Annotated in this window: 25 protein-coding genes; all 25 read right to left on the reverse strand. The window is 30.5% G+C overall.

Translation table 11 applies throughout. The features are described 5' to 3' along the window. Positions 1-98: 98 nt before the first annotated feature. Complete coding sequence (locus IEV63_RS05125) at positions 99-1,220, reverse strand: glycosyltransferase family 4 protein (protein ID WP_188405714.1); 1,122 nt, start codon at positions 1,218-1,220, stop codon at positions 99-101. Next, the gene (locus IEV63_RS05130; protein WP_188405715.1) at positions 1,220-1,720 is read right to left on the reverse strand and encodes a sulfotransferase; all 501 of its coding nucleotides are present in this window, start codon (positions 1,718-1,720) and stop codon (positions 1,220-1,222) included. The genes IEV63_RS05125 and IEV63_RS05130 overlap by 1 nt, the downstream gene beginning before the upstream one ends. Positions 1,721-1,804: 84 nt before the next feature. Beyond that, complete coding sequence (locus tag IEV63_RS05135) at positions 1,805-2,011, reverse strand: hypothetical protein (protein WP_188405716.1); 207 nt, start codon at positions 2,009-2,011, stop codon at positions 1,805-1,807. Then, the gene (locus tag IEV63_RS05140; protein WP_188405717.1) at positions 2,008-3,159 is read right to left on the reverse strand and encodes a glycosyltransferase family 4 protein; all 1,152 of its coding nucleotides are present in this window, start codon (positions 3,157-3,159) and stop codon (positions 2,008-2,010) included. The genes IEV63_RS05135 and IEV63_RS05140 overlap by 4 nt, the downstream gene beginning before the upstream one ends. Before the next feature lie 8 nt (positions 3,160-3,167). Further along, on the reverse strand, positions 3,168-4,070 hold the full coding sequence (locus IEV63_RS05145; RefSeq protein WP_188405718.1) for a sulfotransferase domain-containing protein: 903 nt from the start codon (positions 4,068-4,070) through the stop codon (positions 3,168-3,170). Beyond that, positions 4,058-5,131, reverse strand: coding sequence for a GNAT family N-acetyltransferase (locus IEV63_RS05150; RefSeq protein WP_188405719.1), 1,074 nt, complete (start codon positions 5,129-5,131; stop codon positions 4,058-4,060). Before IEV63_RS05150 ends, IEV63_RS05145 begins: the two co-directional genes overlap by 13 nt. Next, positions 5,128-6,705: a hypothetical protein gene (locus IEV63_RS05155; RefSeq protein WP_188405720.1), complete on the reverse strand. Its 1,578-nt coding sequence runs from the start codon at positions 6,703-6,705 to the stop codon at positions 5,128-5,130. The genes IEV63_RS05150 and IEV63_RS05155 overlap by 4 nt, the downstream gene beginning before the upstream one ends. A gap of 94 nt (positions 6,706-6,799) precedes the next feature. Beyond that, positions 6,800-8,179: a hypothetical protein gene (locus IEV63_RS05160; RefSeq protein WP_188405721.1), complete on the reverse strand. Its 1,380-nt coding sequence runs from the start codon at positions 8,177-8,179 to the stop codon at positions 6,800-6,802. Further along, positions 8,169-9,887, reverse strand: coding sequence for an asparagine synthase (glutamine-hydrolyzing) (gene asnB / locus IEV63_RS05165; protein WP_188405722.1), 1,719 nt, complete (start codon positions 9,885-9,887; stop codon positions 8,169-8,171). The genes IEV63_RS05160 and asnB overlap by 11 nt, the downstream gene beginning before the upstream one ends. A gap of 562 nt (positions 9,888-10,449) precedes the next feature. Continuing rightward, a complete protein-coding gene (locus tag IEV63_RS05170; RefSeq protein ID WP_188405723.1) occupies positions 10,450-10,764 on the reverse strand; it encodes a GIY-YIG nuclease family protein in 315 nt (104 codons plus the stop codon). Positions 10,765-11,112: 348 nt separating this feature from the next. Next, on the reverse strand, positions 11,113-11,829 hold the full coding sequence (locus IEV63_RS05175; RefSeq protein WP_188405724.1) for an acylneuraminate cytidylyltransferase family protein: 717 nt from the start codon (positions 11,827-11,829) through the stop codon (positions 11,113-11,115). Positions 11,830-11,879: 50 nt separating this feature from the next. Further along, positions 11,880-12,227 carry a four helix bundle protein gene (locus IEV63_RS05180; protein ID WP_093370025.1) on the reverse strand — a complete coding sequence of 116 codons (348 nt, stop codon included), beginning with the start codon at positions 12,225-12,227 and terminating at the stop codon, positions 11,880-11,882. A gap of 327 nt (positions 12,228-12,554) precedes the next feature. Beyond that, positions 12,555-13,709, reverse strand: coding sequence for a UDP-N-acetylglucosamine 2-epimerase (gene neuC / locus IEV63_RS05185; RefSeq protein WP_188405725.1), 1,155 nt, complete (start codon positions 13,707-13,709; stop codon positions 12,555-12,557). Further along, on the reverse strand, positions 13,710-14,963 hold the full coding sequence (locus IEV63_RS05190) for a glycosyltransferase family protein (protein WP_188405726.1): 1,254 nt from the start codon (positions 14,961-14,963) through the stop codon (positions 13,710-13,712). Positions 14,964-14,969: 6 nt separating this feature from the next. Next, positions 14,970-16,124 carry a glycosyltransferase gene (locus tag IEV63_RS05195; RefSeq protein ID WP_188405727.1) on the reverse strand — a complete coding sequence of 385 codons (1,155 nt, stop codon included), beginning with the start codon at positions 16,122-16,124 and terminating at the stop codon, positions 14,970-14,972. Then, positions 16,121-17,035 carry a glycosyltransferase family 2 protein gene (locus IEV63_RS05200; RefSeq protein WP_188405728.1) on the reverse strand — a complete coding sequence of 305 codons (915 nt, stop codon included), beginning with the start codon at positions 17,033-17,035 and terminating at the stop codon, positions 16,121-16,123. Before IEV63_RS05200 ends, IEV63_RS05195 begins: the two co-directional genes overlap by 4 nt. Before the next feature lie 559 nt (positions 17,036-17,594). Then, entirely contained in the window at positions 17,595-18,527 is a 933-nt protein-coding gene (locus tag IEV63_RS05205) for a glycosyltransferase family 2 protein (protein WP_188405729.1), read from the reverse strand. A 3-nt stretch (positions 18,528-18,530) separates the two neighbouring features. After that, positions 18,531-19,301: a CatB-related O-acetyltransferase gene (locus IEV63_RS05210; protein WP_188405730.1), complete on the reverse strand. Its 771-nt coding sequence runs from the start codon at positions 19,299-19,301 to the stop codon at positions 18,531-18,533. Continuing rightward, positions 19,298-20,416 carry a hypothetical protein gene (locus tag IEV63_RS05215; protein WP_188405731.1) on the reverse strand — a complete coding sequence of 373 codons (1,119 nt, stop codon included), beginning with the start codon at positions 20,414-20,416 and terminating at the stop codon, positions 19,298-19,300. Before IEV63_RS05215 ends, IEV63_RS05210 begins: the two co-directional genes overlap by 4 nt. Before the next feature lie 374 nt (positions 20,417-20,790). Beyond that, entirely contained in the window at positions 20,791-22,095 is a 1,305-nt protein-coding gene (locus IEV63_RS05220; RefSeq protein WP_188405732.1) for an ABC transporter ATP-binding protein, read from the reverse strand. 84 nt (positions 22,096-22,179) lie between these two features. After that, on the reverse strand, positions 22,180-22,797 hold the full coding sequence (locus IEV63_RS05225; RefSeq protein WP_188405733.1) for an SGNH/GDSL hydrolase family protein: 618 nt from the start codon (positions 22,795-22,797) through the stop codon (positions 22,180-22,182). A gap of 14 nt (positions 22,798-22,811) precedes the next feature. Beyond that, on the reverse strand, positions 22,812-23,249 hold the full coding sequence (locus IEV63_RS05230; RefSeq protein WP_188405734.1) for a NanQ anomerase/TabA/YiaL family protein: 438 nt from the start codon (positions 23,247-23,249) through the stop codon (positions 22,812-22,814). 74 nt (positions 23,250-23,323) lie between these two features. Continuing rightward, positions 23,324-24,307 (reverse strand): N-acetylneuraminate synthase family protein, encoded by a 984-nt coding sequence (locus IEV63_RS05235; RefSeq protein ID WP_188405735.1) that lies wholly within the window; start codon positions 24,305-24,307, stop codon positions 23,324-23,326. Next, on the reverse strand, positions 24,300-25,115 hold the full coding sequence (locus IEV63_RS05240) for a cytidylyltransferase domain-containing protein (RefSeq protein WP_188405736.1): 816 nt from the start codon (positions 25,113-25,115) through the stop codon (positions 24,300-24,302). Before IEV63_RS05240 ends, IEV63_RS05235 begins: the two co-directional genes overlap by 8 nt. A gap of 30 nt (positions 25,116-25,145) precedes the next feature. Then, entirely contained in the window at positions 25,146-26,189 is a 1,044-nt protein-coding gene (locus IEV63_RS05245; RefSeq protein WP_188405737.1) for a nucleotidyltransferase family protein, read from the reverse strand. Positions 26,190-26,193 lie beyond the last annotated feature (4 nt).

The raw sequence follows: 26,193 nt of genomic DNA on the forward strand, positions 1-26,193 counted from the left end.
CTTTTAAACTATTATTTCATAAAATATAATGAAATAGGTTTATTGTGTAACTTACTATGACAAACTTTATATGAACTTTAGTTTTAAAATGCACAATATTAAGTGGCCAATAGTTTTTTTACTTCTTTTTCAAACTTATCTAAGGTATATTGCCTTGACCATTGGGCTGCTTTTTCGGCCATGTGTTCCAATTGACTTGGTTGATTGATTAGCGATTGAATACTACTTGCTGATTCATTTAGTTTAGTATCCTGCATCAAAATACCACGTTTCCCATTATCTAGCATCCAAGGTACACAGGAAATAGGAGTAACTATAGGAATACAGCCCCAAAACATGGCTTCCGCTACTACTTTTGGCCAGCCTTCTGATTTGCTAGGTAAGATTAAAAAATGAGCCTGTTGTATGGCTTTTTTTACTTTTTGTTTGGGTTGATTTCCATAAATCAATACCGTATCCGTTAATTGATGAAGCTGGATGTAATTGCTTACAGCTTCTCGTTCAGTTCCATCCCCATAGATGTGTAAAATTGCATCTTTACCTTTTTGTTGCAATTCCTGCACGAATTGAATGGCCTTTAAAGGTTGTTTGCCAGGTGCTAAACTGCCTACAAAACAAAAATGAAGTGTTTGGGTATAATTTCTAATCTTGATAGGTTCTTTCTCGCTTTCTTGATAAGTAGCCGTAAAAAAAGCTTTGATGTTTTGTGTTTGATTTGGCCAGTTACCGTAGACTAAGACCTGCATTTTTTTTGTGAGTAAAGTATTGCTCAAAATCCATTTTTGAAGTTTATAGCTCCAAGGTTGCTTTGCTTTTGGATCCCAATTGCCAGCATATTTAGCCGTTTTTGGGGTTTTAGGAAATAAAATTTGAACGAAACAACCCAATAAACCCATGCTTCCTGGACACCGCAAATGAATATGATCGGCTTGTTTCATGGCTTTGTAAAGCGTACTTAAAATTTTAGGCAGTTTAGTTAAAGTTGATAATTTTTCTTTCAAGCCAATTAATGAAAATGCCGGAACTTCCTCGATAGAAATATTAGGGTGTTTATAAGCTAAACTGATGTTTTGATCAAAGTTATTCGATACAGGCGCAACAATATTAACTTGATCTACATGTTTCAACCATACATTCATTTCTCGGACATAAGGTGCGTAGGCGTAAAGGTGATCGTTGACTTGATAATGATTGGTATGTGAGATGATCAGGAAGGTCATTAAGTATATTTATAATATGTTAAAGGCTCTTGAAGGAGTTTATTAATTAATTTAATTTCATCATTAGTATATTTACTTTTATAATGAGACCAACCTATTTTTCTAATTTGTCTGTTTTTTACTTGAGAAGCATGATATTCTGAAAAATCAAGGCCAAAATCTTTAAGCAAGTTTCTCATGAATTTTTCTGGATTATCGCACAAATCTTCATAAAAGACTAGTTTTCTCTTTACTGATTTTGAATTATTAAAAACTCTCATATAGTAACTTGAATAAAACTCGATTTTATCCTTTTTGGACAACTTTTTATATTCCAGAGGCTTGTCTTTATAAAACCATTGTTGTTTTATGTAGGAACTTACAACAACCCTAGGGTCTCTTTCGATCCATAATATTTCAAATTGATCAAATATATTATCGAAAACATTTTTTCTTAAATCGCCCGTCACTTTTGTGATAAAATGAGATTTATTACTTCTTGTTTTGATGAGATTGATCACAAAATTAAGCTTATCTATTTCTGATGATGTTGGATTATGTTTATCACTAAACTCTTTAATATAATAGTTCCAAAAATTATAAGCCTAAGCTGGTTTTGGTGTTTTAGGTAAATCAGAAATATCAATTCCAAATAAATTTGATCTATACAAAAAATTAAAATAAGCTAACATCGTTAAATTTGGATATCTATTTAACCAACCTGATATCCAAGTAAAATCTTGATGATAGCTGAATAATTGACTCAGCAAAGTTGTACCGGATCGACCTGGACCATTTATTATGATATTCATTTTATTTTTATTAGGTTATTATACATCTCAACATTCTGATTCATTAGCACCTCTAAACTAAAGCGTTTTTTAACATCTTGAATAGCATTCTGTCCCATTTGATGAGCTTCTTTTCTGTTTTGCAGCATATAGATGACTTGTTTGGCTAAATCACCAATATCTAAAGGATTACACAATAGTCCTGTTTCACCATGTTTTACCGCTTCTGGCCCCGGACCTAAATTGCTAGCTACAAAGGCTTTGCCCATGCTCAATACTTCTATCCAGGCTAAGGGCATGGCTTCCATGTGCGATGGATAGGCACAAACTTCCGCTTTTTCTATTTCTTTGGGTATTTGTGTATTTTCTATAGGACCTAAAAAATGAATATCCTTTTTAACTTCATCTGGTATTTCAGTTTTTAAGTAATCTAGATATGAATCTTGTGTGCCTCGAATTTTTGTATCACGACCTGCTATAACGAGATAGGCTTCTGGTATAGCTTGTTTGATTTGGGGCATGGCTTTAACGAGTTGCCTTATGCCTTTCTTTTCACATATTGAACCTGCAAAAAAGATGCGGCCTTTTATCTCTTTAGATAAATCCGCTTTGTAAAACATGTCTAAGTTAGCGGGATTAAAAATTACTTCTCCACGTTTAGATTCAAAATCTAAAAATTTAGCCGTATGATTCAGCACATATTTACTTACACCTATGATATGGTCAGCTTTTTGGAAACTACGCTTTTCTTGATAAGCTTTCCAAGTTTCTACATCTCTATTTTCAGACTCTGCAAAGAAATGATGACCGCCATTCATTCGTATTAAATACTTTATTCCTTTTATTTTTTTTATAAATGCTAGGCCTAATTCGGTTGCTTCAACTACATCTATGGGTTGGTTTTGATGTATTTTTTTTATTAACTTGTCAAAGTTACGACTATTGTAAAACCAAGAAAAGCCTTTAGCTTGGGATGGTTTTAACCGATAAATATCAACCCCATTTATGGTTTTAGTTTCTTCTTTATGTTCATAAATATTAATGCCAACTATGCTCACTTTATGGTTGTTCCTAACTAAGTATTCAGCTAAGGATTTTATAAATGTACCAACGCCACCATGAGGAAAGCCTTTTTTTGGATATTCTTGAGTTTTAAAAAGTATATGCATTTTGATAGTTAAATATTATAGTCAAAATATTTTTTTATTGTTGATTTTAAAAAGTTATAATTTTCATTTAAAATCAGGCTTCGTGAAATACCATTATTATTTTGCGGTTTTTGATTATTAAATGTTTTTGATTTAGTTTTTTTTAAAGTGAATTTTTCACCAAGTTCAGCTTTTAATCTTTTTAATATATATTTATTTCTATCTTTCAAATCTTCATATCTCAACATTAAAATTTGATTATTAGATTTTGCATAAGTGTAAGGTTTATAATTTTCAAAAGCCCAGCCTATAATATATTTCATTAGTATATTGTCTGTTTCTAAGTATATTGTTTTCAATTTTTTAAATTCTTTAGGATATTTTTCAACAGCTTTATACTTTATCAAACTATCTCCAGAAATTCCATAATTATAATTAATGTTACTCAATGAAGTATCCAAAGGGTTCCTAATCAAATAAAAAATAATGATATCCTTTTGTTCAGTAAAAAAATCAATTTTTTCCTTTAAAAAGAATATTTTAAAAATTTTTCGTTCATATAAAAATTTAAATTCTTTTGAAAACACATTCCATGTAGAATTTATATTTATGTTGCCATTAACTAATTTACTCCAATAAGCATTTAATTTTTTATTTTCACTATTACTTAAGTTTATAAAGTGAAAGTTATCATTATTTATCGGAAGTTTATTTTTATAAACATTATTGTTAAAGAAACAATCATAAGGTTGATTTATATGTTTAGCACGAAGAGATAATAAGATTGATTCTACAAACCAAGTACTACCACTCCTGCTGGATGTTAGAATTACAATATTTTTTTTCTTTTTAATTCTATAACCTATTCTGCCTAATGTATTAAATAGAATAATTCTAATATTTTTTTTAAAAATATTTTTTAGCTGATCCATTTTGAAACCTTAGTTTTATATTTTTTTAGAAAACGATCTGCCACTTTAAAACTAATATAAAGTAAATTATTGTGTATAATATGATAATCAGGCTCTACAAAATAAATTTCTTCAGCTCCAAATTTGCTTTTAAAATCTTTTACACCTTTTGAACCACCCATTGAAATATTGTAACCTTTATAACCTTTAGAAATTGATAATTTTATGTTTTCTGAATGTATAGAATATCCTGCTTTTGTATCAGGTTTTAAACGCATAGTACCTCCAAATAAATAAACTTGGTAGTTATTTGTATCAATAGTAAAACCTGTACTTACTATTTTATCATTTAAAACAGTATAGTTACAAATAAGCTTATCTTTTCTTAATAAAAAATTGAAGGGTTTTTTTAAACTCGAATAAGACTTTACTGAGTAATTATTTTCACTAGCATTTAATTCTATTAACTTATAAATATCTGATAACCTAAAGTCATTATTTTTACCAAAGGTATTGGTGTAGCTATTTTTTCTATAAGATAATCTAATATTCCGCCTAACCTGAGCTTTTAAAGTTAAGAGATACTCTTCGAAATCATTAAATTTTTCAAGATCAACCCAATTCATCCCATAACCTGCATAAACATATTTAAAAATTTTACCTAATTTAAATTTATAAGGAACCTTATTTTTTAAGTCAGTCTGAAATGTAAAGTCTTTAATTTTTGGGTGATTTGAAAATGGAATAGATACTTGTAAAGCTGTACTTTTTAGGACTTTAGACCTTTTAATCGCAAAATTTAATATCTTTTTAAAAACGTCAGTTTCTACTTCTTTACTAACTATTGGCCCTTGTGGTATAATATAAAATTTAAATATACTTTTTCTGGCTATTACGGCAAGATAGCCCCCTAAAATCTCTTTGTCATCAGATATACATAATACTAGATCAAGGTCAAACCCGTAGGCTTTATATGAAGAAAGCCAGGTCGGGTCTTGCAGATGATTTCCAAGAAGTTGAGACTGATTGAATTCATCCCATTTTTTAAACCATTTTTTGTCTTTTGTATGAAATATATTCATTTTATGTATCTTGTTAATAGATAATTTTTTTCTTTAAACACTACTTTGTTAGAAGCATCTAAAGTTAGTTCTGAATTAAAAAGGGGTCGCATGTATTCTATTAATTCCGTTAAAGTTGGGTTCCATAATTTTGATGATTTAATGTGATGACTTAAAATCTTGAAATTATGTTCAACTGCTGGATTTACTGTGTGATCATCAATTAATAAACGTCCCTTATGATAATTTAATTTTACTGAGAAATAAGTGTGTAATATTACAAAACCTTTATCTTTAAGGAGTTGATTTTGATTAGAATTACTTAATCCATTTTTAAAGTCATTGATTTCAACAGTTTGAAAAAGAAAGGTATTATTAATAAATGGAAATACTATTGGTTTATACATAGATAATGGAAATATCTTATTCTTATACTTTAATGACAGTAAAGGTGTAATAACTAAAGATGATAAACGTACAATTTGCTTCAAAAAAAGAAATAGATTTTTAACATTCATGCGCTGTTTAAATGATTTGTATGATGAAGCTATCATTTTATAAACAAGCACAGCTTTTTTAGATTCATAATAATAGAATAATACACCTTTAATCCTTAAAGACCATCGATGTACAAAACCAAAATGTTGGGTTGCTTTTAGTAGCTGATTTAAACTAAAACTATTGGCATCTAACTGGTTAAGGATGCCTTTTTGCGCACTAGCATTATCAATATAGGTCCAAAAAAAACTTATTTTTTTTGTCCTAGCAGTTTTCATAAAAGCTTCTATTGTTTTGTTTTTTTGAGATAGCGTAAAATTGTACGGCTGATAACCATGATCTATCCAAGTCTTTGCATTTTGTAGTGGTGTAAAATTTTCAAATTCTTTAAGTGCTTTTGTTTTTTCACGTATAGACTGTGTAAGTGAGTGATAAGCTAATTCGTGTCCATCTTGTTCCCAAGATTTTAATTCACATCTATCTGTTTCATAAGAAGCATTTGTTTCTCGTTTTGAGAATTGGTTAAGAAAAATCCCTTTGGTTGTTTTAATATGGTACTTTTTGAAAAAAGTCCTTATGGTTTTTAAATTATCGCGTGTATCAAAATCACAATGATCTGTAAAACAAACAACTGGAGTAAAACCAATCTTTGAACGACTGAACTCTAATGGATGCTTAGTAGCTAGTAACTTCAAAATTGAAAGGTTGATTGTATATTTGTGATGTTTGGTTATTTTTTGATTATTACTATTTTCATACTGTGTATATGGATATTGATAAGGTTGGTTGAATAACCAATGCAATGTTGTATTATCAGGTGAAATTGTCCAAGCACCTTTTACTGTGTTAGCTTGTATGTAAAGACCATTAGACAGCTGTAAAATTTTTGGACATAACTCTGAAGCTAAATAACTTTTATTAGGTTTTACCCAAGTATAGTCATGATTTCTAAGCCTTAAAATAGGATATTTAAATTTAAATTTTAAGCTAAAACTATCTGAGAAATTCATCTCTGGTAGATGAATCCTATTCTCAAAATATTTAAAATTTATATTTTGAATATAACCATCAAAGCAAATTTCAATACTCTTTATCATCAATTGCAATCTAAAACTCTTATAAATGTCCCTACTCCACCATGTGGAAAGCCTTTTTTTGGATATTCTGATGTTAAAAAAACAATGTGCATTTTTAGTTGTTTGTAAGGTATTGATTAATTAAATGGCTTGATGATACTCGAAGTTCTTTTGGAATAATTCGTTCACACCAGGTTTGCATATCTTCTTTTGTTTGTTGATGGTATTTACCCAAGTTCATGATAATTTCAGGTAAGTCTTTTTTATCATTCAACCAAATAACGGGTGTAAGCTCTCCCATACTTCTAAAATGTTGAAATTTATAAACCCTTTTAATCGACCAATTTGAATTTGGTTTAACTTCATAATTTAAATAGATAGCAGGTTTATGATGCATGCCAAAATCTAAAGCCATGGTTGAGCCTACATTAATGACAGCATTAGCGTGTTCGCATAAGCTCGATAGTATATTTAAATCTGTTTCTTTAGGATAAACATCAGACCAATTTGAAGACATCACCCAATCTGCCCCTGTTTTTTTTATAATTTCAGGATATCGATCAATGATCTCTTGATATTTATCAAAGCCTTCTACAGGTACAGGCCTTAATAAAATTTGCCATTCAGTAGCTAGACCCGAACTGTATATTTCTTCAGCTATATCTTGTAAGTATTCCGGGTCAAAAGGCGAAGTAGTTTTATCGTCTCCACTAAAGCACAACCATTTTTTATTTAAGTCTAAATCATAAAATTCAGCCAACTTTTCTTTTGTCCATAAATAAGAGTCGTCATAATGAAACTGAAATTGTGGTGTACCTAGTATTTTTATTTGTTGATCTTTAATTTCAGGATAGTAGGTTGTTAATTCGTCTTTCATATAAGGACTCCAAACCAAATATTCATCTGCTCTCAGAGCTAATCTAGCCTTAGGTAAATTATCCCACGAATAGATAGCTGTAAGCGTTTTTATACCTGCATCTTTAGCTGCAGCAAAAATTGGTGCAGCAATCACAGCACGTTGATGTGTACAAAATAATTTAGTGGGTTGATGCTCTTTAAAATAATTATAATAATATTGATATACCTTTGAAGACCTTATAGCTTTTTGATATTGAATTTCTAAATTTTGAATTTGACCTTGAGAAATATAAAACTTCGAGCAGAATTCAACAATAGCATAAAATAATTTAAGTTTTAGCGCATTTTTCTTAGGCATATAATTACTCAATATGCTTGAGTTAGTTTTTATTTTGGCATTATACTTTAATCGCACTAAATGGATAAGTTCACGGTAAAACTTTTCCTGAAAGCTTTCTTTATAGGTTTTTAGTTGTTCCAGTTTTATAGATTCATGTAAACTGAAATCATTAATAGTGTTTGGATTAAAATTATGTAGTATTTTAATATCTACATCAAACTTATCAAAGTTACTTGAATATATGTAATTCCTGATTCCTACTCCATCAGGCATGAGTATGTAAATCTCACTTTTCATAATCAATAAATTTACTTACACTTATCCATTGCCATATATGAAAACTTGAGTCTTGTTCTCCTTGTTGATACTTCTTCCATTCTTTTTGTAGTTGTTGCGTATCAAATAGAACTGCTAAATTACTTTTTTTAATGCTAATTATTGCATTTTCAACCATAGCACTTAGGTCTTCTGCTAGCCATTCACGTTGTGGTGTTTGTAAAGGTCTTTTAGGAGCAAAAGCCAGATTTTTACTATAATCGCTTAAAATTTCCCGGAGTAAGTATTTGCCTTGATTATTCCTTATTTTCATTTTTGTAGGTAATGAAAATGCATATTCAACTAAACGGTAATCTAAAAAAGGTTCGCGTAATTCGGTAGTTGATGCCATCGAAACCCGATCATTAAAGCGTAATGCTCTGGGTATCTTTGTATAAAACAAGTCGCGGTACTGTTTGTTCAATACATCCTCTTCAAAGGGTTTTGGGTATGTTGGTTTTTCAGCTTTAGTTAAAAAAGTAGTCGCTAAAACATTCGTTTTAAACGGACTTGTATTGGTTTGCCCTTGGATGGTACTATTGGAGTTATTTTGGTAGTAGTCATATCCTGCCCAGGCTTCATCCATTCCTTGTCCATCTAAAATCACTTTTATACCTTGCTTAGCCATAGTTTCAAATACTTTTGCATACGCGATGGTGGGAATGCCTCCATAGGGTTCGTCTTGGATTTTCGCGAGTTGGTAATGACGTTTATTTATTTCCTCTGGTTTTAAAAGCACTTTTTCAAGTTGTGTTTGTGTTTTTAAAACCATTTGCTTAACCCAAGGTAATTCATCATAACGTTCATCTTCTGTATAAAAAGTAAATGCTTTGATATTTTTTGCTTCTTCACGTTGATTGACTAAGGCTAATAATAAAGATGAGTCTACTCCACCACTTAAGGTAAAACCAACGGGGACATCTGCCCGAAATCGTAAATCAATACTATTTTTAAGCAATTTTTTATACTCTTCTTTTGCTTCATTTTGACCTATGTTTTGAAGCTCTAGAATTTTTTTATTCGTTCTAGAAACGAAATCATACCATTGTGTAATTTGTAGCTTATTTTTATTGTAATTTAAAAAATGCCCCCCAGGTAATTGTTTTATACCTTCATAAAAACTTTCATTAGGCATACCATAACTGCCATAAGCTATGTAATTGGCTAAGACCTTTTCGTTAAGTTTTGTATTTACTAATTGCCTTATTGCTTTTATTTCACTCGCAAAAATAAAATTTTCTTCGTCATGGTAATAATATAAAGGCTTTACTCCAAAGCGATCACGAGCTGTAAACAATTCTTTGGTTTCTGTATTCAAAAATGCAAAAGCAAACATACCGTTTAACTTTTCTAAACAATTTTCTCCCCATACTAAAAAGGCTTCATAAAGAACTTCTGTATCTGAGTGTGTCACAAAAGTTCGCCCTTTGTTAGCTAATTCACTTTTGATCTCAAGATAATTGTAAATTTCTCCATTAAATACTAAAATCCATGGATTTCCATTTTTATGAAAGGGTTGATTTGCTCCTTCATTTAAATCAATGATAGAAAGTCTGTTGTGACCTAAAGCAAGTTTTTCATCAATGAAATGACTTATGTTGTCACTTCCTCGATGAATAATTGCATCAGTCATTAAACTAATGTTTGTTTTAGTGGCTTTAGGGCCTATTATGCCGGATATTCCGCACATGCTGTTGTTTTGTTAATTTTTTTGTGTCTTCTCGACTTAGCTTGTCTTGAGCTCAGACGAAAGGCTCGAAGCTACTTCTCGACTCCGCTCGAAGCTAAACAAAAATGTTTTATTTAAATTTTGTGTTGTTTTGTATTAGAGAGCATAATCTAACTTTACTTATTATAAACTAGCTAGAAACTAAATGATTGTAAATGTTTCAAGTTCGAGCGGAGTCGAGAACAGTTTTTCTTCTCGACTCCGCTCGAAGCTAAACAAAAATGTTTTATTTAAATTTTGTGTTGTTTTGTATTAGAGAGCATAATCTAACTTTACTTATTATAAACTAGCTAGAAACTAAATGATTGTAAATGTTTCAAGTTCGAGCGGAGTCGAGAACAGTTTTTCTTCTCGACTCCGCTCGAAGCTAAACAAAAATGTTCTATTTAAACTTTCTGTTTTTTTTACATTAGAAAGTGTAATTTGACTTTTCTCTCTATAAACTGGCTCGAAGCTACTTCTCGACTCCGCTAGAAGCTAAACAAGATGCCCAATTGTTTCAAGTTCGAGCGAAGTCGAGAACCTATTTTTTATTACTAAAGTGTGTCTCATTCTTACAAACAGCTAGCTCTTTCAGTTTATCCCAATTTTGATTAATTAAAGCTTCTTTTTTGGCTTTGCTCCACTTTTTAAGTTTACGCTCAAAAGCATAAGCTTGATTAACATCATTAAAAATTTCACAGAAAACTAATTTTAAAGGTTTCCTTTTGTAAGTATATGAATCTGGATTTTCTTCACTATAACAATGCTCTTGCCAACGCCTATTGATATTATTGGTCATTCCTGTGTAATAAGTAGTGTCGGAACATTGAATGATGTAAACATAGTAGGTTTTCATTTTGATAGTGTGTGAGTGTGTGTTCTCGACTACGCTCGAACCTAAACAGACTCTACTTCGTCTTTGCTCTGTATAAACTACTTCTCGACTTCGCTCGAAACTAAACAAAAATGTTCTATTTAAATTTTGTGTTGTTTTGTGTTAGAGAGCATAATCTAACTTTACTTATTATAAACTAGCTAGAAACTAAATGATTGTAAATGTTTCAAGTTCGAGTGGAGTCGAGAACAGTTTTTCTTCTCGACTTCGCTCGAAGATAAACTAAACGGAGCTTGTCCTGAACATTTGATGAAGGGCTCGTTGCTACTTCTCGACTACGCTCGAAGCTAAACAAGATACCGAATTGTTTCAAGTTCGAGCGAAGTCGAGAACCATCTCCTCCGCCTTTTTCCAATCATCCATAGTATCTATATTAACATATATATCTGGGTTTGATTCGATATAACTCAGTTTTTTACCAAAAAAGCTTCCTTTTTTGATTACTTCTGTTTTAGTGATGTAAATGCTTCCATCTCTAAAATAAGCTTTAGGTAGATCTTGTCTGCGTTTTATAATTTGCTTTTCGCCTGTGGATATTTTTAAATTATCATTCTCATCAGTTTCGAATACCCAATGTGGATTGTATTCATGTGGCACTGGTAAAACGCTTACTAAAGCATCTACATCTGATTGTATAAACTTTTGAATAGCTTGGTCAATGAAACCCTTCAATCTAAAAGGCGATGTTACTTGCAACAAAATAACTGCATCAAAATATTCTCCTTGATTTTCAAAAAACTGAATAGCGTTTTGTACAACTCCTAAACTCCCTGATTGATTTTGTGCTAATTCACTTGGTCGTTGAAAAGGGACATCTAATCCACATGACTTACCAACCTTCATAATTTCTTCGTCTTCAGTAGACAAAATTATTTTGCTAATTAAATTTGATGCTAGTGCAGCTTCTGCTGTATAAGCTAATAAAGGTTTTCCGCCAAGTTCCTTGATGTTTTTTCTAGGAACTCCTTTGCTTCCACCACGGGCGGGAATTATTGCGAGGATTTTAGTTCTTGGTTGCTGGTTCATTGTTGGTCGTTGTTGGTTGCTGGTTGCTAGTTCATGGTTGTTGGTTGAGTCTAAAATTTTGTTTTCAAATAACGCTTTAGACCGTTTAAAAGTTTTTTAAGCTGTGTTATCTCTTCTAATATACTATCACTTTTCAAATATCCTAAGCGAATTGATATAAGGACTTGTGTTTCTAATTCAACAGTTGAACCATAAGCTATTTCAATAAACCGATAATAGTCTTTAAAAGAATTTCTAGAAGATCCTTCTGCAATATTTGAAACAATTGAAACAGCTGATCTCCTCATTTGAGAAACTAATCCATATATTTCTTCACTAGGATACGATTTCGTTTCATCATAAATCAAACTCACTAATTCAAAACCGTGTTTCCAAGCATCTAGTTTTTTATAATCCATTTTTTGGTTGTTCGTTGCTGGTTGTTCGTTGCTGGTTGTTCGTTGCTGGTTGTTCGTTGCTGGTTGTTCGTTGCTGGTTGCTTGTTGCTGGTTGTTTGTTTTTCGTTGTTCGTTGTTCGTTGTTCGTTTTTATTTTTATTTTATTGACTATGAAATTAGTACGCGAAAAAAAATAAATACTCTAAAATTCATTGATTTTTTCCCCAACCCTAAAGGGAGAAATCAAGGAAAATAAGGCTTCCTCTAGGGTTGGGGCAGAACTGATTTGACGTGTTTCAATTTTTGTCGTGTACTTTATACTATGAACTATCAACGAACAACCAAAAACTAATACACTATCGTCTTATGAAACTTCAATTCAACCTTTGCTAAAACGGCAGCTATCTTTTCTCCTGCATCGCCTTCTCCGTAAATAGTGGCTGGTGTGGGTCTTGGGTTGGTTTGAATTTGGTTCATGGCTTGGGTGATTTCTTGAGTACTATAATTGACATCCATAACATTTTTACCGCGTTGGCGGCGATTTTGTCGACTTCCGATATTAATAACCGGGACACCAAGATAAGCGCACTCGCGTATGCCCACCGAAGAGTTGCCGATTAAGCCAATAGATTGGTCTAATAGATTTAAAAAATCATTCCCTTGCATATTTTTAAAGAAATGAACATGACTTAAATCGTATTTTTCTCTGTAAGCTCGAATACCGGTAGATGTGCCATCGGAGCCTGCATCTACATTGGGCCAAAACCATAAAACAGGAACCTCGGTTTGTTGGCGAATGGCTTCTAAAGTAGTTTCTACATGCTTTCGCGAGTTTTGATATTCGTTAGTAACGGGATGTTGCATGACCACCCAATAGCAGTTGCTTAAATCAGGTTGCGCGCCCACGCCACCATATTTTTCATAGGGGTTAAAATTCAGTTGGTTGAGTCCCTGAACTTCTTTGGCTAAATCTATGGATGGGCAGCCTGTATTAAAAACCGAAGTAGGTTCTTCTCCTAATTTTAAGACGCGTTGTTCTGCATCTTGTGAAGCGACCAAATGGTAATCGGCTAGTTTGGTAATGCTGTGTCTTACTTTTTCATCGATATTGCCTGTGACCTCTCCGCCTTGAATGTGGGCTAAAGGAATGTTCATGTACGAAGCGGCAATGGCCGTTGCCATGGTTTCAAAACGATCGGCGACGGTTACCACAATATCGGGTTGAAGATTCTCAAACACACTCGAAAGTTCTAAAATACCGATACCCGTTGTTTTAGCTGCTGCGGTTAAATTTTCACCTTCCAACACATTAAATACCTTAGCAACGATATGAAAACCATCCGCTTTAATATAATTGACTGCCGTTCCGTAGCGTTCTAATAAAGCTGAAGCCGCTACCACCAATTGTAACTCCAAATTAGGATGCTCTTGGATAGCTTTTAAAGCGGTTTTTATTCTGGAATAGGAAGGGCGTGCTGTAATGACGACGCAGATTTTTCTCATTTAATTCAATTTATTTAATAAAGCCTCAATCCAATTTTCCGGAAAAACAACTTTTCTTTTGTCATGAGAAACATTAAGTTCAAAAATTGTATTATTAATATACTTACAATAAATTAATTCAAGAGCTTTATATAATTCTTTTTCATTTCCATTTTCTATACATAATGCATAATCGTAACCCAATAATCTGGCATTTTCTGATTTCTTACTTGTTAGAGCTAGAATTGGCTTTTCATACGTAAAATAATCTGCCATTTTACCATGCATAATAGGTGAAACATCTGTAACTGGTTCAATAGTAAATAATACATCAGACTGTTTCTGAATATCTAAACTTTCTGAATATGAAATTCTTTTCTCAAATATTTTTATGTTTTGTGATGTTGCCTTAAGACTTGACCAAAAATTAGTTACTTTACCAATTACATTTATATACATCACATCTTTCGCTTCTGGATTATTTTTTAGGAATTCATTAAACACTTTAAATAGAATTCTTGGTTCACGATGCCCGATTAATGTTCCAGTGTGCGTAACGTTTAGACCTTGATTTAACTTGATTGTGTTTTTGGAATTATAATCTGTTAAAATAGACTCCAATTCATTTTTATTTAATCCAATATGATGTTGTATTATGGATTTATTTTCAAGCTGACTCCCATAATGGTTTTGCATCCATTTTTGTAACTCTAAAGATGGATATGATAAAATATCTGCTTTATTAACAACGCACCTAAACTTTTTGAATAAAATTTGTTCAATTCTATTTTTTTTTATTTTGTAAGGCGTAGGATAACAGCTTACTGGATAAGGATCATGAATAAACTGTAAATATTTACCATATAATTTTCTTTCTACTTTTATCATAGCCATCGATGGTAAATGACTTATACCCGTCGCCAAAACAACAATTAAATCTTTATTATGTTTATTTAATATATTAACAATGTTTTCTTGCCAAAGTTTTATTGTTTTTAGATTTTTCAAATTGAAACCATATAAGTAAGCAGGTATAGCCTTAATTTTTGGTATTTTATTTAAAAAACCTAAATTGATATTTGTAGTGTCTATATAATTATATTTTACATTAACCAGTTGTTTAAATTGATCCTGAGGAGTTGTAGTTAAAACTTCTACATCTTTAAAATATCTTTCATAAAGTAGAATTTGTTTATTGCTTCGCAAACCTGATGAAGTTCGATTCACTTCAAGGTTTTCTGCAAGTATTAAGACTTTTTTAGAGATTTTTTTCAATTGAATTTAGTTTAGCCTAAAGCAATTAATAAACATTTTTTTAGCAATACTAGAATGATATTCATTTAAATATCGTTTTCTTCCATTTTTGCCATGGTTTTCAATCAATTTGGGATTTTTGATATACTCCAGCATATAATTAGATAATTCAATATGGTCGTCATTATCATTTAAAACAAACCCATTATGGTCATTTATAACCCGATTAGGCACATCACCTACATTTGTGGAAATTACAGGTAGCCCTGAAGCCATAGCTTCTAATACAGTAATAGGACCACCTTCTGACCAAGATGAACATACAAAAACATCAATATCCTGATAAGCTTTATACCTATTATTATAATTAATACTGTCCATAAAATTAATTTTATTATAAAGTTGAAGCTTAGAAACATATGATTTTAGACTTTCAGCTTCATTTCCATCGCCATAAATTAACACCTTAAAATTATCATTTTTAATGAGCTTTGTGGCTTGTAGTAACAATTGTATGTTTTTTTCTTTATCAAGTCTTGATATTAGCCCAAAAGTAACATGTTTATTTAACTTTAATTTCGAATTTAAAAACTCATTTTCATGCGTATAAATCCATTGTTTAATTCTCTTGAATCTTGGTTTAGCATTTAGTTCATTGATTTTATTAAATTTACTATCGCTTGAAATTAGCAGAATATCTTTTTTTGTCAATGATTGGTAAAATGAGCTATATTTTTGATGAGGCTCAGCTATTTGATGAAAAATAAATTGTCGCTCATTTTCATTACAAAATTGTTGAATATGACTTACCATTTTTTGAGGATGTAACGAACAAAAAATAAGATCATCAACTTTTGTGAATTTTAATAGATATGGATTAAGCAATTGAGGGTAACGACTTAGATAGGTTCTAATCGTTTTTTTAAAATTAATTTTAGATTTTATTAATACCTTAAAAAACCAAACCGATAAACATTTAAATACTATAGAATTTTTTAATTTGACAAACTCTGCGTTACTGTTTATTAAAGCTTTAGATTCTCTATCAATTTCTATCGATAACACTTTAACCTTTAAATCGCTGTTTTCGACTAAAGCATTGATAAAACCTATATTTTCGAGCTGTAAACCACCATAACCGGTCAGTTTGGGTAAAATGATTAAAATTGATTTATTACTCATTTATTTTTTAGCTTTTTTTTAATTTTTCTGTATAATTTATTGGGAAAGGAATGATATTTTATTTGCTCTTTAAAAAAGGTTTTGTTTTCTGTAATCAACTCGGGGTAGGTTCTTGTTAATTTCATGTACAAGAAAAACTTTGCATTTTTAATGTAATTGTCGAAATCTTGATCCAATAAATTTAAATAGCTTTCTATTATTCTCCAACTGAATATTGAATGTTTCGCTTTTACTTTGTCACTAAAATTACTGGTATTCTGATTAGATTCGAACCTATAAAGACCGTGGGATATTTTTGAAAAAAAAATCTGATTTGAATTGAGTATTACTCTACAGAAAAACTCACCGTCTTGATTGATTTTCAAATACTCATTCCATAATCCTGATTTTAATATTACATCTCTAGTTATCATGTAACAAAACGGTAGGAAGTAGTTACCTTTAATTCCAAAATCCTTGATAAGTAAATGTGCTGGTCTATAACCTTTAAAAATATCTAATTCCTTCAACTCAAAATTATCTTTTTGTTCAAATCTACCCCATTTACAAGTGCTGACAGCATAAGATTTACCTATTATTAATTTTAATTGCTCCTCAATTTTATTTTCAGAAAATAAATCATCACTATCCAACCAATTCACATATTCGCCTTGACTCATCTTGAACCCATAATTACGGGCACCGTTTCCGCCTGGTAAATGTTCGTCTGGTCGGTGATAATACTTAAAACGAGCATCCTTTCTAACGTATTCACCTACCACTTCATCGGTATTGTCCTTAGAGCCATCATCTACAATGATGCATTCCCAGTTTGGGTAGGTTTGTGCTAATACCGAGTCGAGCGTTTCGCCTATTAAATGGGCACGGTTGTAGGTTGGGATGATGATGGAAACAAGAGGTTGTTCTCGCATATGTATTGATTGGTTTGTGGGCATAATGTTACGACGTGTTTAGTTGTCGGTTTTTGGTTGTCAGTTTTCGGTTGGCTGTTGTCAGTTTTTGTCCCGAATCGCATTGCTCTCGGGATTAATTCCCTAAGCTATCTAAATAGATAGATAGACAGGGCAGGCGATTACGCAATTATAAATTGCTATCTAATTGAATCTGTCTTCTGTGAACTGTGACTTGTGATTGGTGAACCGCTATTCTTGTTGTAAAAGTTATGGCGTTCATAAACTCACTGTTGTGGCGCTGCGCTGTTTTCAGTTGTCGGTTTTCGGTTTTCGGTTGTCTGTTTTCTGTATTTGTCCCGAATCGCGTTGCTCTCGGGATTAGTTCCCATGGCTATCGATAAATCGACAGCTTGGGCAGGCAATTACGTAATTGTAAATTGTTGTTTCATTGAAGTTGGTGGTTTGCAGTTGTAATGTTTTCCCTTGTTAAACGGTAGGAAAGTAAAAGTTATAGAGAACTAAGACTTTCCATGAAAAATTTACACTAATTTGATTTTAAGACATCATCAAGTATTGACTAGTATTTCAATGCCATTCTTTTCAGAAAATACATACGATTTGTAAATTTATTGATAAAAAAATAGAACAGTCTAGTAAATGCATTAAATCTAAAATAACTAAATATACAACTCCAAAATCTTATTTTATCTATACCTTTAGGAATACTTTTATTACTCAAGATAGTGTAATAAGTTTTGTTAAGTAAAAACTTTTGATTTTCTAGATTTAAGAAATCTTTGGTATCCATAAAAATATGCCAATTAGTAACAGATTGGTTTTTTGCATAATTAACTCCATTAGCTAAAGTTGTTCTTTTAGAATTTTCATGGTAGCGTCTTAAACTGACTGTTTTATCTAAAAAAACACCTTTAGCAGTCAAGCAAACCAATTTTGAGAAATAATTGTACTCCTGCCCTATTTTTATGTTTTCGTTAAAACGAATAGATTTTGCAACAGATGATTTTATAATCACGTCTAATGTTAACCAGTTTAATTTTTGTAGAACATAATTGTCTCTTGTAATATCTTTGGTTGTAAAGTTATAATACCTATCAATAAACTTATTGGTATAGTTGAAATATTTTGTTCTAGTAATCCCAAAATCATACGCACCAGATGTAATTAAATCGTATTTAACCTGGAGGTGATCTTCCGTCATCAAATCATCACTATCAAAAAATACAATATAATTGCCTTGTGCTAAATCTAAACCATAGTTTCGCGCACCATTCCCGCCAGGTTTATAATTCTCATTTCTTTTTACATAAATAAAGCGATTATCTTTTTTTACATACTCAGCAAGCAACTCTTCCGTATTGTCGCTTGAACCATCATCTATAACAATACATTCCCAGTTTTGGTAGGTTTGTTCCACAATAGAATCCAGTGTTTCGCTAATTAAATCTACACGATTGTAAGTGGGGATGATGATGGATAATAAATTAGACATTCATTAGACTTTATTGAGCTTAAATTCTTCTTGAAATAATTTTTTGTTAGAGACAATTTCCTCAACGCTCCATTCCCACCATTTAAGATTTAATAAATAATTTCTTGTTTTTTCATCGAACCGATAACCAATAATTTTGGAAGGTGTTCCTCCAACAATGCTATACGGTTCTACGTTTTTTGTAACTACACTATTAGAAGCAATAATAGCACCATTTCCAATTTCTACACCTCCTAAAATAATACAATCTGAACCTATCCAAACATCGTTTTGAATATTAATATCACCTTTAGATATAATCTCATCATCCCAACTTTCCTTAAATAAATTCTGACCAATATAATACGATGTTATTTTCTTGAAATTATGGTTATAACTTTGAAAAGACACATTGCGTGCTATTGAACAAAAACTACCAATTTCAAGTTTATTTTTTTTTACTCTAATATTTAAATTCGGACCCCATAGAGATGAGAACCTACCTAACTTAACATTTCCAATTATATCACACTTAGATAGTCTGCAGTTTTCTCCAGTTAAAATTACACCACTAAAACTTACATTTTTAACTAAATTTTTGTCACCAAGGCTTATACTACCTAATAAATTCGAATCATAAATATTAGAATAATCCCCAATAATCACTCCTGCGCCTATCTTACTACCTATAACTTTAGTATGCTTACCGATATGAGCAGATTTAGATATCGTGTTTTTCTGTTCTATGTAAGTAATTAGTCTATTTACTAAACTATTTTTTAGCTTATTTATCATTTAGGAAATAAATTTTGATCATAACTTATTGCTTTCCCCCAAGTATAGACACAACTAGTATTTATTTGTTCAAGCACTAAATTAATTTTTTTCTTGAAATCTTTATCTTTAAAATCGATATATACAGCTTTGTCCTGTTTTATTAATACAGGAAAAGAGTTTAGGCCTATTTCATTAAACAATATAGTCTTTACACCAAACAATGATGCTTCAATAGAAGTCCCTGAAAAATGTGTTAGGTTTAACTTTGATTTATTCAAAAGAATTGGCAAGGCTTCTTTAGTTGCGTATTCAAGATTGGACTTATTGTAAATACCTTTATCTTTAAGTAATTTTATAATATTTTTTTTTTCTGACATTTGCCTAGGGTGCAATCTAACCAACCATTCTTCTTCTGATGATTTAATTAAATTAATAATAGCAGTAGTAAACAATTGTTCAATTCTAACTGGGCTTGGCTGCAAACTATATAAAATATACTTTTTATCGTTTGTTGAAGTTTGCTTTTCTTTCCAATAATTGATCCAAGGGTGACCAACTATTTTAACTTCATTTTTATTGTTATTCGACGCCCATTTTTTGATAATATTTCCTGATTCTTGATCCCAACACCAAAATTCGCTTGGTAATATATCATAACCTTTTATTGGTAAATTTGACCAATTACCATATGCTAAATGTAAATCTGTTTGTGGACCATGCTGCATTTCTACAGTTTTAATATTTAAACGGTTTGCAGAAGCAAGCAAAGCGAAATTAAAATCTGAATAGTAACATAAAAAATGTATTTGTTTTGGTTTAATCTTTTTTAATAACATTTCAGAATAACGCACTTTTGGCATATAACTATTTATCAACCATTCTTGAAACTTATTTTTATTGTAATATTTAGCAAAATTTGAAGTAATAGGGATTTTATTTAAAAGTTCTTCAAATTTAGAATAACCTTCCCATTGGAATGTATGAATATGTTTTTTAAATTTATCAAAAGTTATAAAATGATTGTAATAGGGTTCATGAAAACGTACTTGATTTGCCAAATATTGATTAAACACAATTTTGTTTCCATATTCAAAATATAAGCTTTTTTCTCTAATTTTATTTTTATCTATCAATACATCAAAAAAACGATTAAATCGACTTGACTTGTAATCAACTCTATGCACATCGCCTGCAATGAAAAGATAATCTTTTTGCGGTAGTTTTAAATACCAGTTAAAAAGTTTAAATAATTTTAAAACTAACTTAATTTTAGATTTAAATTTATTAACTACAACTTTAGTAAATACTTTTTTATCAGGTTTTTTATATACAGTTTTAGTGGTCTTTTTGGGAATAGGTTTTATTTCTAATTGTCTTATTAAATAAAAATAAAGTTTAATTCTAAGAATAGGCCAGATATGTATATCATCTACTCTCCATTGATTTATTTTGAAATTACTTTCAATATAAACTATAAAATCTTTTATATCTGTACGGTTTCTCAATTTTAATTATTCAGTATACTTATTGAAGCTTCTTGTATAAAACCATTAGGTCTATTATAAATACCTGCACCCCAATAATCTCCTGTTAATACTTTCAATTCTATTGCATCAACAATATGGTCTATAACCTTATGGGGAGTATTATGCGATAGTTTTTCACTTACCATAAATGTTAATTTATATTCTCCCTCTCTTAATTGTAATTTTGGTATATGGATTTTAAAAACACCTTTTTTGCCAACTTTATTAAACTTAATACCCATCTCATCGGTTGCTATGGTAGTTACTATTATATCTTCGTTATTTTTTAATTGTATTAAGAAATTTAATTGTTTAGGGTCTATTGATTCTTTACTAATAAAATTAAAACATATATCATACTCTTCTCCTGTATGTAATTCGTTTACTTTTTGCTGATCGGCGTTAGTTACATAAATAGCTGTAATTTTTAATTTAAAATTACCTTTCCGATCTTTTCGGTCTTCTAAACTAAGTTGTGCTTTTTTATTAGCACTTTCTAAATAATAATTTACAGCTTCATTACTACCTCCACTAAAAACTGTCTTTCCATTTTCTAATACAATGCCTTTTGTACATAGGTTTTTAACAGCTGTCATATTGTGGCTTACAAACAAGACTGTTCTACCATTATTAGAAGAAATGTCTTTCATTTTCCCTATGGCTTTTTTTTGAAAGTCAACATCGCCCACTGCTAGAACTTCATCCACTATTAAAATATCGGGTTCTAAATGTGCAGCTACGGCAAAAGCCAAACGCACGCGCATTCCTGAAGAATAGCGTTTTACCGGTGTATCAATATACATGGCACAGCCAGAAAAATCAATAATCTCTTCTTCTTTAATTTTAATTTCAGCTTTAGTCATACCTAAAATTGCTCCATTTAAATAAATGTTTTCTCTTCCTGTTAACTCAGGGTGAAAGCCTGTTCCTACTTCTAATAATGAAGCTATACGTCCTTTTGTTTTTATGATACCAGTGGTAGGTGAAGTTACGCGTGATAAAATCTTTAGTAAAGTAGATTTTCCTGCACCATTTTTGCCAATTATACCTAATACATCGCCATCTAAAACATCAAAATTAATTTCCCGTAATGCCCAGACATAATCGGTTTCGGCTTTTTTACTTCTATCATTTTCTGCACCTATTTGCAAATAAGGGTTTTCTTTACCTCTAATACTAGCCCACCATCTATTTAAATCGTGACCTAAAGTACCCGTACCAACTAAGCCAAGACGATATTGTTTCGAAATATTTTGAACACTTAATATGATATTATTTTTTTCCATGATAATATTTAAAAATTCATAATTTAAAAAATATAGGAGCATCAGCTATATTGATAGAGTATTCGATATAATTTACATAAAATATTAATCAATTACTTTTATAATTTGGTTGAATAATATATTGTGACCTTTTGCATTCAGGTGATGCTGATCAGACATTAAACCGTTTTGTAAAACTACATTATCTGTTTTAATAACATTTTTAAAAGTATTAAAAATAATGTGATTATAGTTTTCAATTTTATCTTTAACTCCTGGGACTAATTTCTCATATTCATCTGCTGCAGGAATTATACCTAGAACAATAATCTTGCTATTTTCAAAATGAGATTTAAACTTAATCAAGTTAGATTTAAATTCATTTTCATTTACATATGAAATTTTTCTGTATTTCCTAATCGATTTTTTATTACAGAATGCCCTTATTTTTTTTCCTAAATTTCCTAAACTGTAGGAAATGTCTAATTCTAATCTTGACATAAATCTTGGTACACAATCAACAATTCCTACTTGTAGTATGACTATATCAGGATAAAACATTTTGTGATAATGTACTTGTTTTAAAATTTCTTTTGAAGTTGCACCACCTATAGAAACTTGATGAATATTAAAGTAACCTTTTGCTCTAAGTAGGCTAGGCCAAGTTTCTTTATATTCACATACTTCGGGTATAGGTCTTGCTAATGCTAAGGAATCAGACATTATTAAAATCTTCTTCAATTTACAGGTATTTTATATACTATTTTCTTAACAACACTGCTGCTAAATTCATTAACTTTTCCACCTGCTACATGTGGTTCGTGTTCAAATAAAATTAAAAACTCACCTTCTTTTAATTCAATAGTTTCATTTAAAGCGCCATCAAATAATTGGTAGTCGTTTTGTTCATTGTATTCCATATTTGGCTTAATATCGTCAAACCTTGCTAAGCCAATTTGTTCACTGCCACTTATAATATAATGGATATCAATATATTTTTGATGATTTTCAAATTTACTTACATCAAAACTTTTAGTTTCATATTCTAATGGAATAGCCTTAAATGGTGCTTCAATTTCATCTAAATTTTTACTTTCACTCATTATCTTTTTAAATCTTTCAAAAGCATCATTAATTTTGTATTTATCAATGTTGACTAATTTATCTTTTATCATTTTCCTTAACTTAGATTCTTAAATTACGCGTTTAATTTTTAATCTCAGTTTACATTAATAACTAAGATTGAAAACTAGAAATGCTTTGCAGTAAAAGGTTCATCCTTTTTAATAGTTCTCTTTAATTTTTTACCCTGAATATGGTTTGGTTCTGTAAAGCAATCTTCAGGATTATGTACCATTTTAAGAAAAATATTTTCTTCAGTTAAAAATTCGCCTTCATTAAAATCTTTTTTTGCAACGCACACTAACTGTCTGTTTCTGTAAGCAATTTCCTCTTCCTCCATTATAAATGAATTCTTTTTATTTATAATGTATTCTTCAATGAATTTAAGACGTTCAATTATCTCTGATATTTTAGAAGCATTAACAGCTGAAGCTGCATCAACTCTTTTCTCTCCTTCATCAATAGTTATATGCTTTTCAAAAACTGTAGCTCCAAGTAACCGAGCGTAATCATTGCTTAATATTGCATAATTATCATCAAAAGCAGAATGATCAGTATATCCAATCTCAAGATCAGGAAAGATAGATTTGAGTTGTTCAATTTTAGCTATTTTTATTTTTTCAAGTTTCGATGGAAAGGATTGAAAGCCCACCATTAAAATTTTTAGTTTATTACCAAAATTATTTTTTTGAAGGATAATCTCATCCAAGGTTCGCCCTCCTACACCTAATATTATCTCAACATCTGATTTTTTTATAGCTTTAAGAAGTGATGTGTCGTTAAAAGAAACTGAATGAATATCTATATATTTTACCGAATGTTTTTTTAATAAATCCAAGGCTTGGATATTAAGAGGCATCAATATAATATCTAAGTTCAAACTTTTTGTATAACTGAATATTTCATCCCATTGCTCTATACTTAAGCAATAATCTGATAACTCATCATAAGCTTTGTGATATGTACTAACAAAATCATCAATATTAGTTAAAACCTGAAATTTAACCCCACTAGAACCTGCGTTTTTAGAATTAAGTATTAATTTTTTTAAAAAATTAATATCACCTTGATGGTGAAAAGCTGTTTCAGTATAAAGATAAAAATTATTCATTTAGACTCATTTTTAAAGATTCATTTTTCCTTCTATTCATATCTTTAGTAAACTCTTCAAAGCTAATTAACTTGTCATACGGCATTTTGACCATTTCTTGAGCTTCAAAAGATTTAACTGGCAACTTAATGTTGTCATTCTTATATATCTTTAAAATATCTGAAAGTTGAATTTCTCTGAAATCAATTTGTTTCAAGTGACTTAAAGTTAATCTTGTCCTTTCTAAATCAGCTTTTGTATCAACAGTCAACGAATATTTCGAATTATCTTCATTTGTAATTTCGATAATACCACAATTAAAATTTCTTGGTTCAAACAAATACAACATCAGATATTCACTTACATTGGGATCCATTTGTTCATGACACTTTTTTAAAGCTTTGTATCTAATAACTTCCGCAGTCGACCCTATTGGTGTGTTAATAAGTCTTACATAATCTAGATTCTTCTCATTCAAAAATTCAATTTGCTGTCCTATATATTCAATGGAAGTGAATGGGTTATCGCCTGTGATTCTTATTATATTATCTGCTTTTTCTATTTCACCCACTGCTAATAATCTCTCTGTAACCTGATTTGCAGAACCCCTATAAATTTTTATATTATTTCTAAGTGAAATATCCTCAAAAATATCATCCACAGGTTCAGATGATGTGCAGATATAAATAGAATCAATCGAATTAATAGTCTTTAGTCTTTCGATTAAAAAATCAATCATTGTAATATTTGGCAACAAATCTCTTAAAACTTTAAGTGGAAGCCTTGTAGAAACAGTTCTTGCTACTATACACGCAACTGATTTTGCCATATTAAATTTTTATTAAATTAGATGAAATCATCAATTTATATGTTTTATAAATTCCTGAGCTCTTTTATAGTCTGAAGGACTTCCTATATCAATCCAATAACCTAAAATAGGGTTATAAATAAGTTTTTTAGCTTCTAATACATTTTTTTCCATTAAATCTGTAATATCATAGAATTGATTTTTAGGAATTTTCCTTATTAGCTCTGTTTTGAACATATAAACTCCAGCATTGGAATGATACACGTAAGATGGTTTTTCTTTAAAACTTTTTATCTGTCTTTTTTCGGTTTCAAATACTGCAAATGGCACATCTACTTTATATTCTGTTGAGGCTATAACCATATCTGCTTTTTCATTTACCAAATCGAGATATAAATCTTCAAAGTCTACGTCTGTAAACAAGTCGCTATTCATTAATAAAATATATTCAGAATCGAAACTATCAACTAGAGACAATGCTCCTGCTGTACCTAAAGGTTTATCTTCCCAGACATATTCAATCGCTATTCCTTTACTACTTCCATCTCCAAAATAATCTTGGATTTGCTCTCCTAAATATTTTACAGATATATAAATTTTTTTCACACCATAACTGATTAAACGATCAATATTATGTTCTATAATAGGTTTGCCTCCTAAAGGTAACATGGGTTTAGGAATACTATCTGTTAAGGGGCTTAGACGTTTACCTCGTCCTCCAGCCATAATCATGCACTCTACTGGTAATATTGACTTTTTCTTCTCTAAATCAACAATTTTAACCATTTTGAATTGCTCATCTAAAACAGGCAGTATTAAAATATTTTTCTTTTTATACTTTTTCAATTCGACATAACCATCTTTATTGTAAATAAACTCAAAGTTTCTGTTACAAATCGAACCAACAGTTTTATTTATATCTTCATTTGAAGCAAGTGATCGCCTTATATCTCCATCTGTAAGTGACCCTATAACCTTATCACCATCATCAACTACAAACAAAATAAGCCTACTTACGTCCCTAACCTCATTTAGTTTTTTGAGAGCATCTAATATGCTTTGATTCTGATGAATTTGTATTTGATTAAGCTCCATTATA

The organism is Psychroflexus salis, assembly GCF_014640175.1.
Taxonomy (GTDB): Bacteria; Bacteroidota; Bacteroidia; order Flavobacteriales; family Flavobacteriaceae; genus Psychroflexus; species Psychroflexus salis.

Coding starts and splice junctions, on each gene's coding strand:
- IEV63_RS05125 (WP_188405714.1), bottom strand. CDS start 1,220: ATGACCTTCCTGATCATCTCACATACCAATCATTATCAAGTCAACGAT.
- IEV63_RS05135 (WP_188405716.1), bottom strand. CDS start 2,011: ATGAATATCATAATAAATGGTCCAGGTCGATCCGGTACAACTTTGCTG.
- IEV63_RS05140 (WP_188405717.1), bottom strand. CDS start 3,159: ATGCATATACTTTTTAAAACTCAAGAATATCCAAAAAAAGGCTTTCCT.
- IEV63_RS05145 (WP_188405718.1), bottom strand. CDS start 4,070: ATGGATCAGCTAAAAAATATTTTTAAAAAAAATATTAGAATTATTCTA.
- IEV63_RS05150 (WP_188405719.1), bottom strand. CDS start 5,131: ATGAATATATTTCATACAAAAGACAAAAAATGGTTTAAAAAATGGGAT.
- IEV63_RS05155 (WP_188405720.1), bottom strand. CDS start 6,705: ATGATAAAGAGTATTGAAATTTGCTTTGATGGTTATATTCAAAATATA.
- IEV63_RS05160 (WP_188405721.1), bottom strand. CDS start 8,179: ATGAAAAGTGAGATTTACATACTCATGCCTGATGGAGTAGGAATCAGG.
- asnB (WP_188405722.1), bottom strand. CDS start 9,887: ATGTGCGGAATATCCGGCATAATAGGCCCTAAAGCCACTAAAACAAAC.
- IEV63_RS05170 (WP_188405723.1), bottom strand. CDS start 10,764: ATGAAAACCTACTATGTTTACATCATTCAATGTTCCGACACTACTTAT.
- IEV63_RS05175 (WP_188405724.1), bottom strand. CDS start 11,829: ATGAACCAGCAACCAAGAACTAAAATCCTCGCAATAATTCCCGCCCGT.
- IEV63_RS05180 (WP_093370025.1), bottom strand. CDS start 12,227: ATGGATTATAAAAAACTAGATGCTTGGAAACACGGTTTTGAATTAGTG.
- neuC (WP_188405725.1), bottom strand. CDS start 13,709: ATGAGAAAAATCTGCGTCGTCATTACAGCACGCCCTTCCTATTCCAGA.
- IEV63_RS05195 (WP_188405727.1), bottom strand. CDS start 16,124: ATGAGTAATAAATCAATTTTAATCATTTTACCCAAACTGACCGGTTAT.
- IEV63_RS05200 (WP_188405728.1), bottom strand. CDS start 17,035: ATGCGAGAACAACCTCTTGTTTCCATCATCATCCCAACCTACAACCGT.
- IEV63_RS05205 (WP_188405729.1), bottom strand. CDS start 18,527: ATGTCTAATTTATTATCCATCATCATCCCCACTTACAATCGTGTAGAT.
- IEV63_RS05210 (WP_188405730.1), bottom strand. CDS start 19,301: ATGATAAATAAGCTAAAAAATAGTTTAGTAAATAGACTAATTACTTAC.
- IEV63_RS05220 (WP_188405732.1), bottom strand. CDS start 22,095: ATGGAAAAAAATAATATCATATTAAGTGTTCAAAATATTTCGAAACAA.
- IEV63_RS05225 (WP_188405733.1), bottom strand. CDS start 22,797: ATGTCTGATTCCTTAGCATTAGCAAGACCTATACCCGAAGTATGTGAA.
- IEV63_RS05230 (WP_188405734.1), bottom strand. CDS start 23,249: ATGATAAAAGATAAATTAGTCAACATTGATAAATACAAAATTAATGAT.
- IEV63_RS05235 (WP_188405735.1), bottom strand. CDS start 24,307: ATGAATAATTTTTATCTTTATACTGAAACAGCTTTTCACCATCAAGGT.
- IEV63_RS05240 (WP_188405736.1), bottom strand. CDS start 25,115: ATGGCAAAATCAGTTGCGTGTATAGTAGCAAGAACTGTTTCTACAAGG.
- IEV63_RS05245 (WP_188405737.1), bottom strand. CDS start 26,189: ATGGAGCTTAATCAAATACAAATTCATCAGAATCAAAGCATATTAGAT.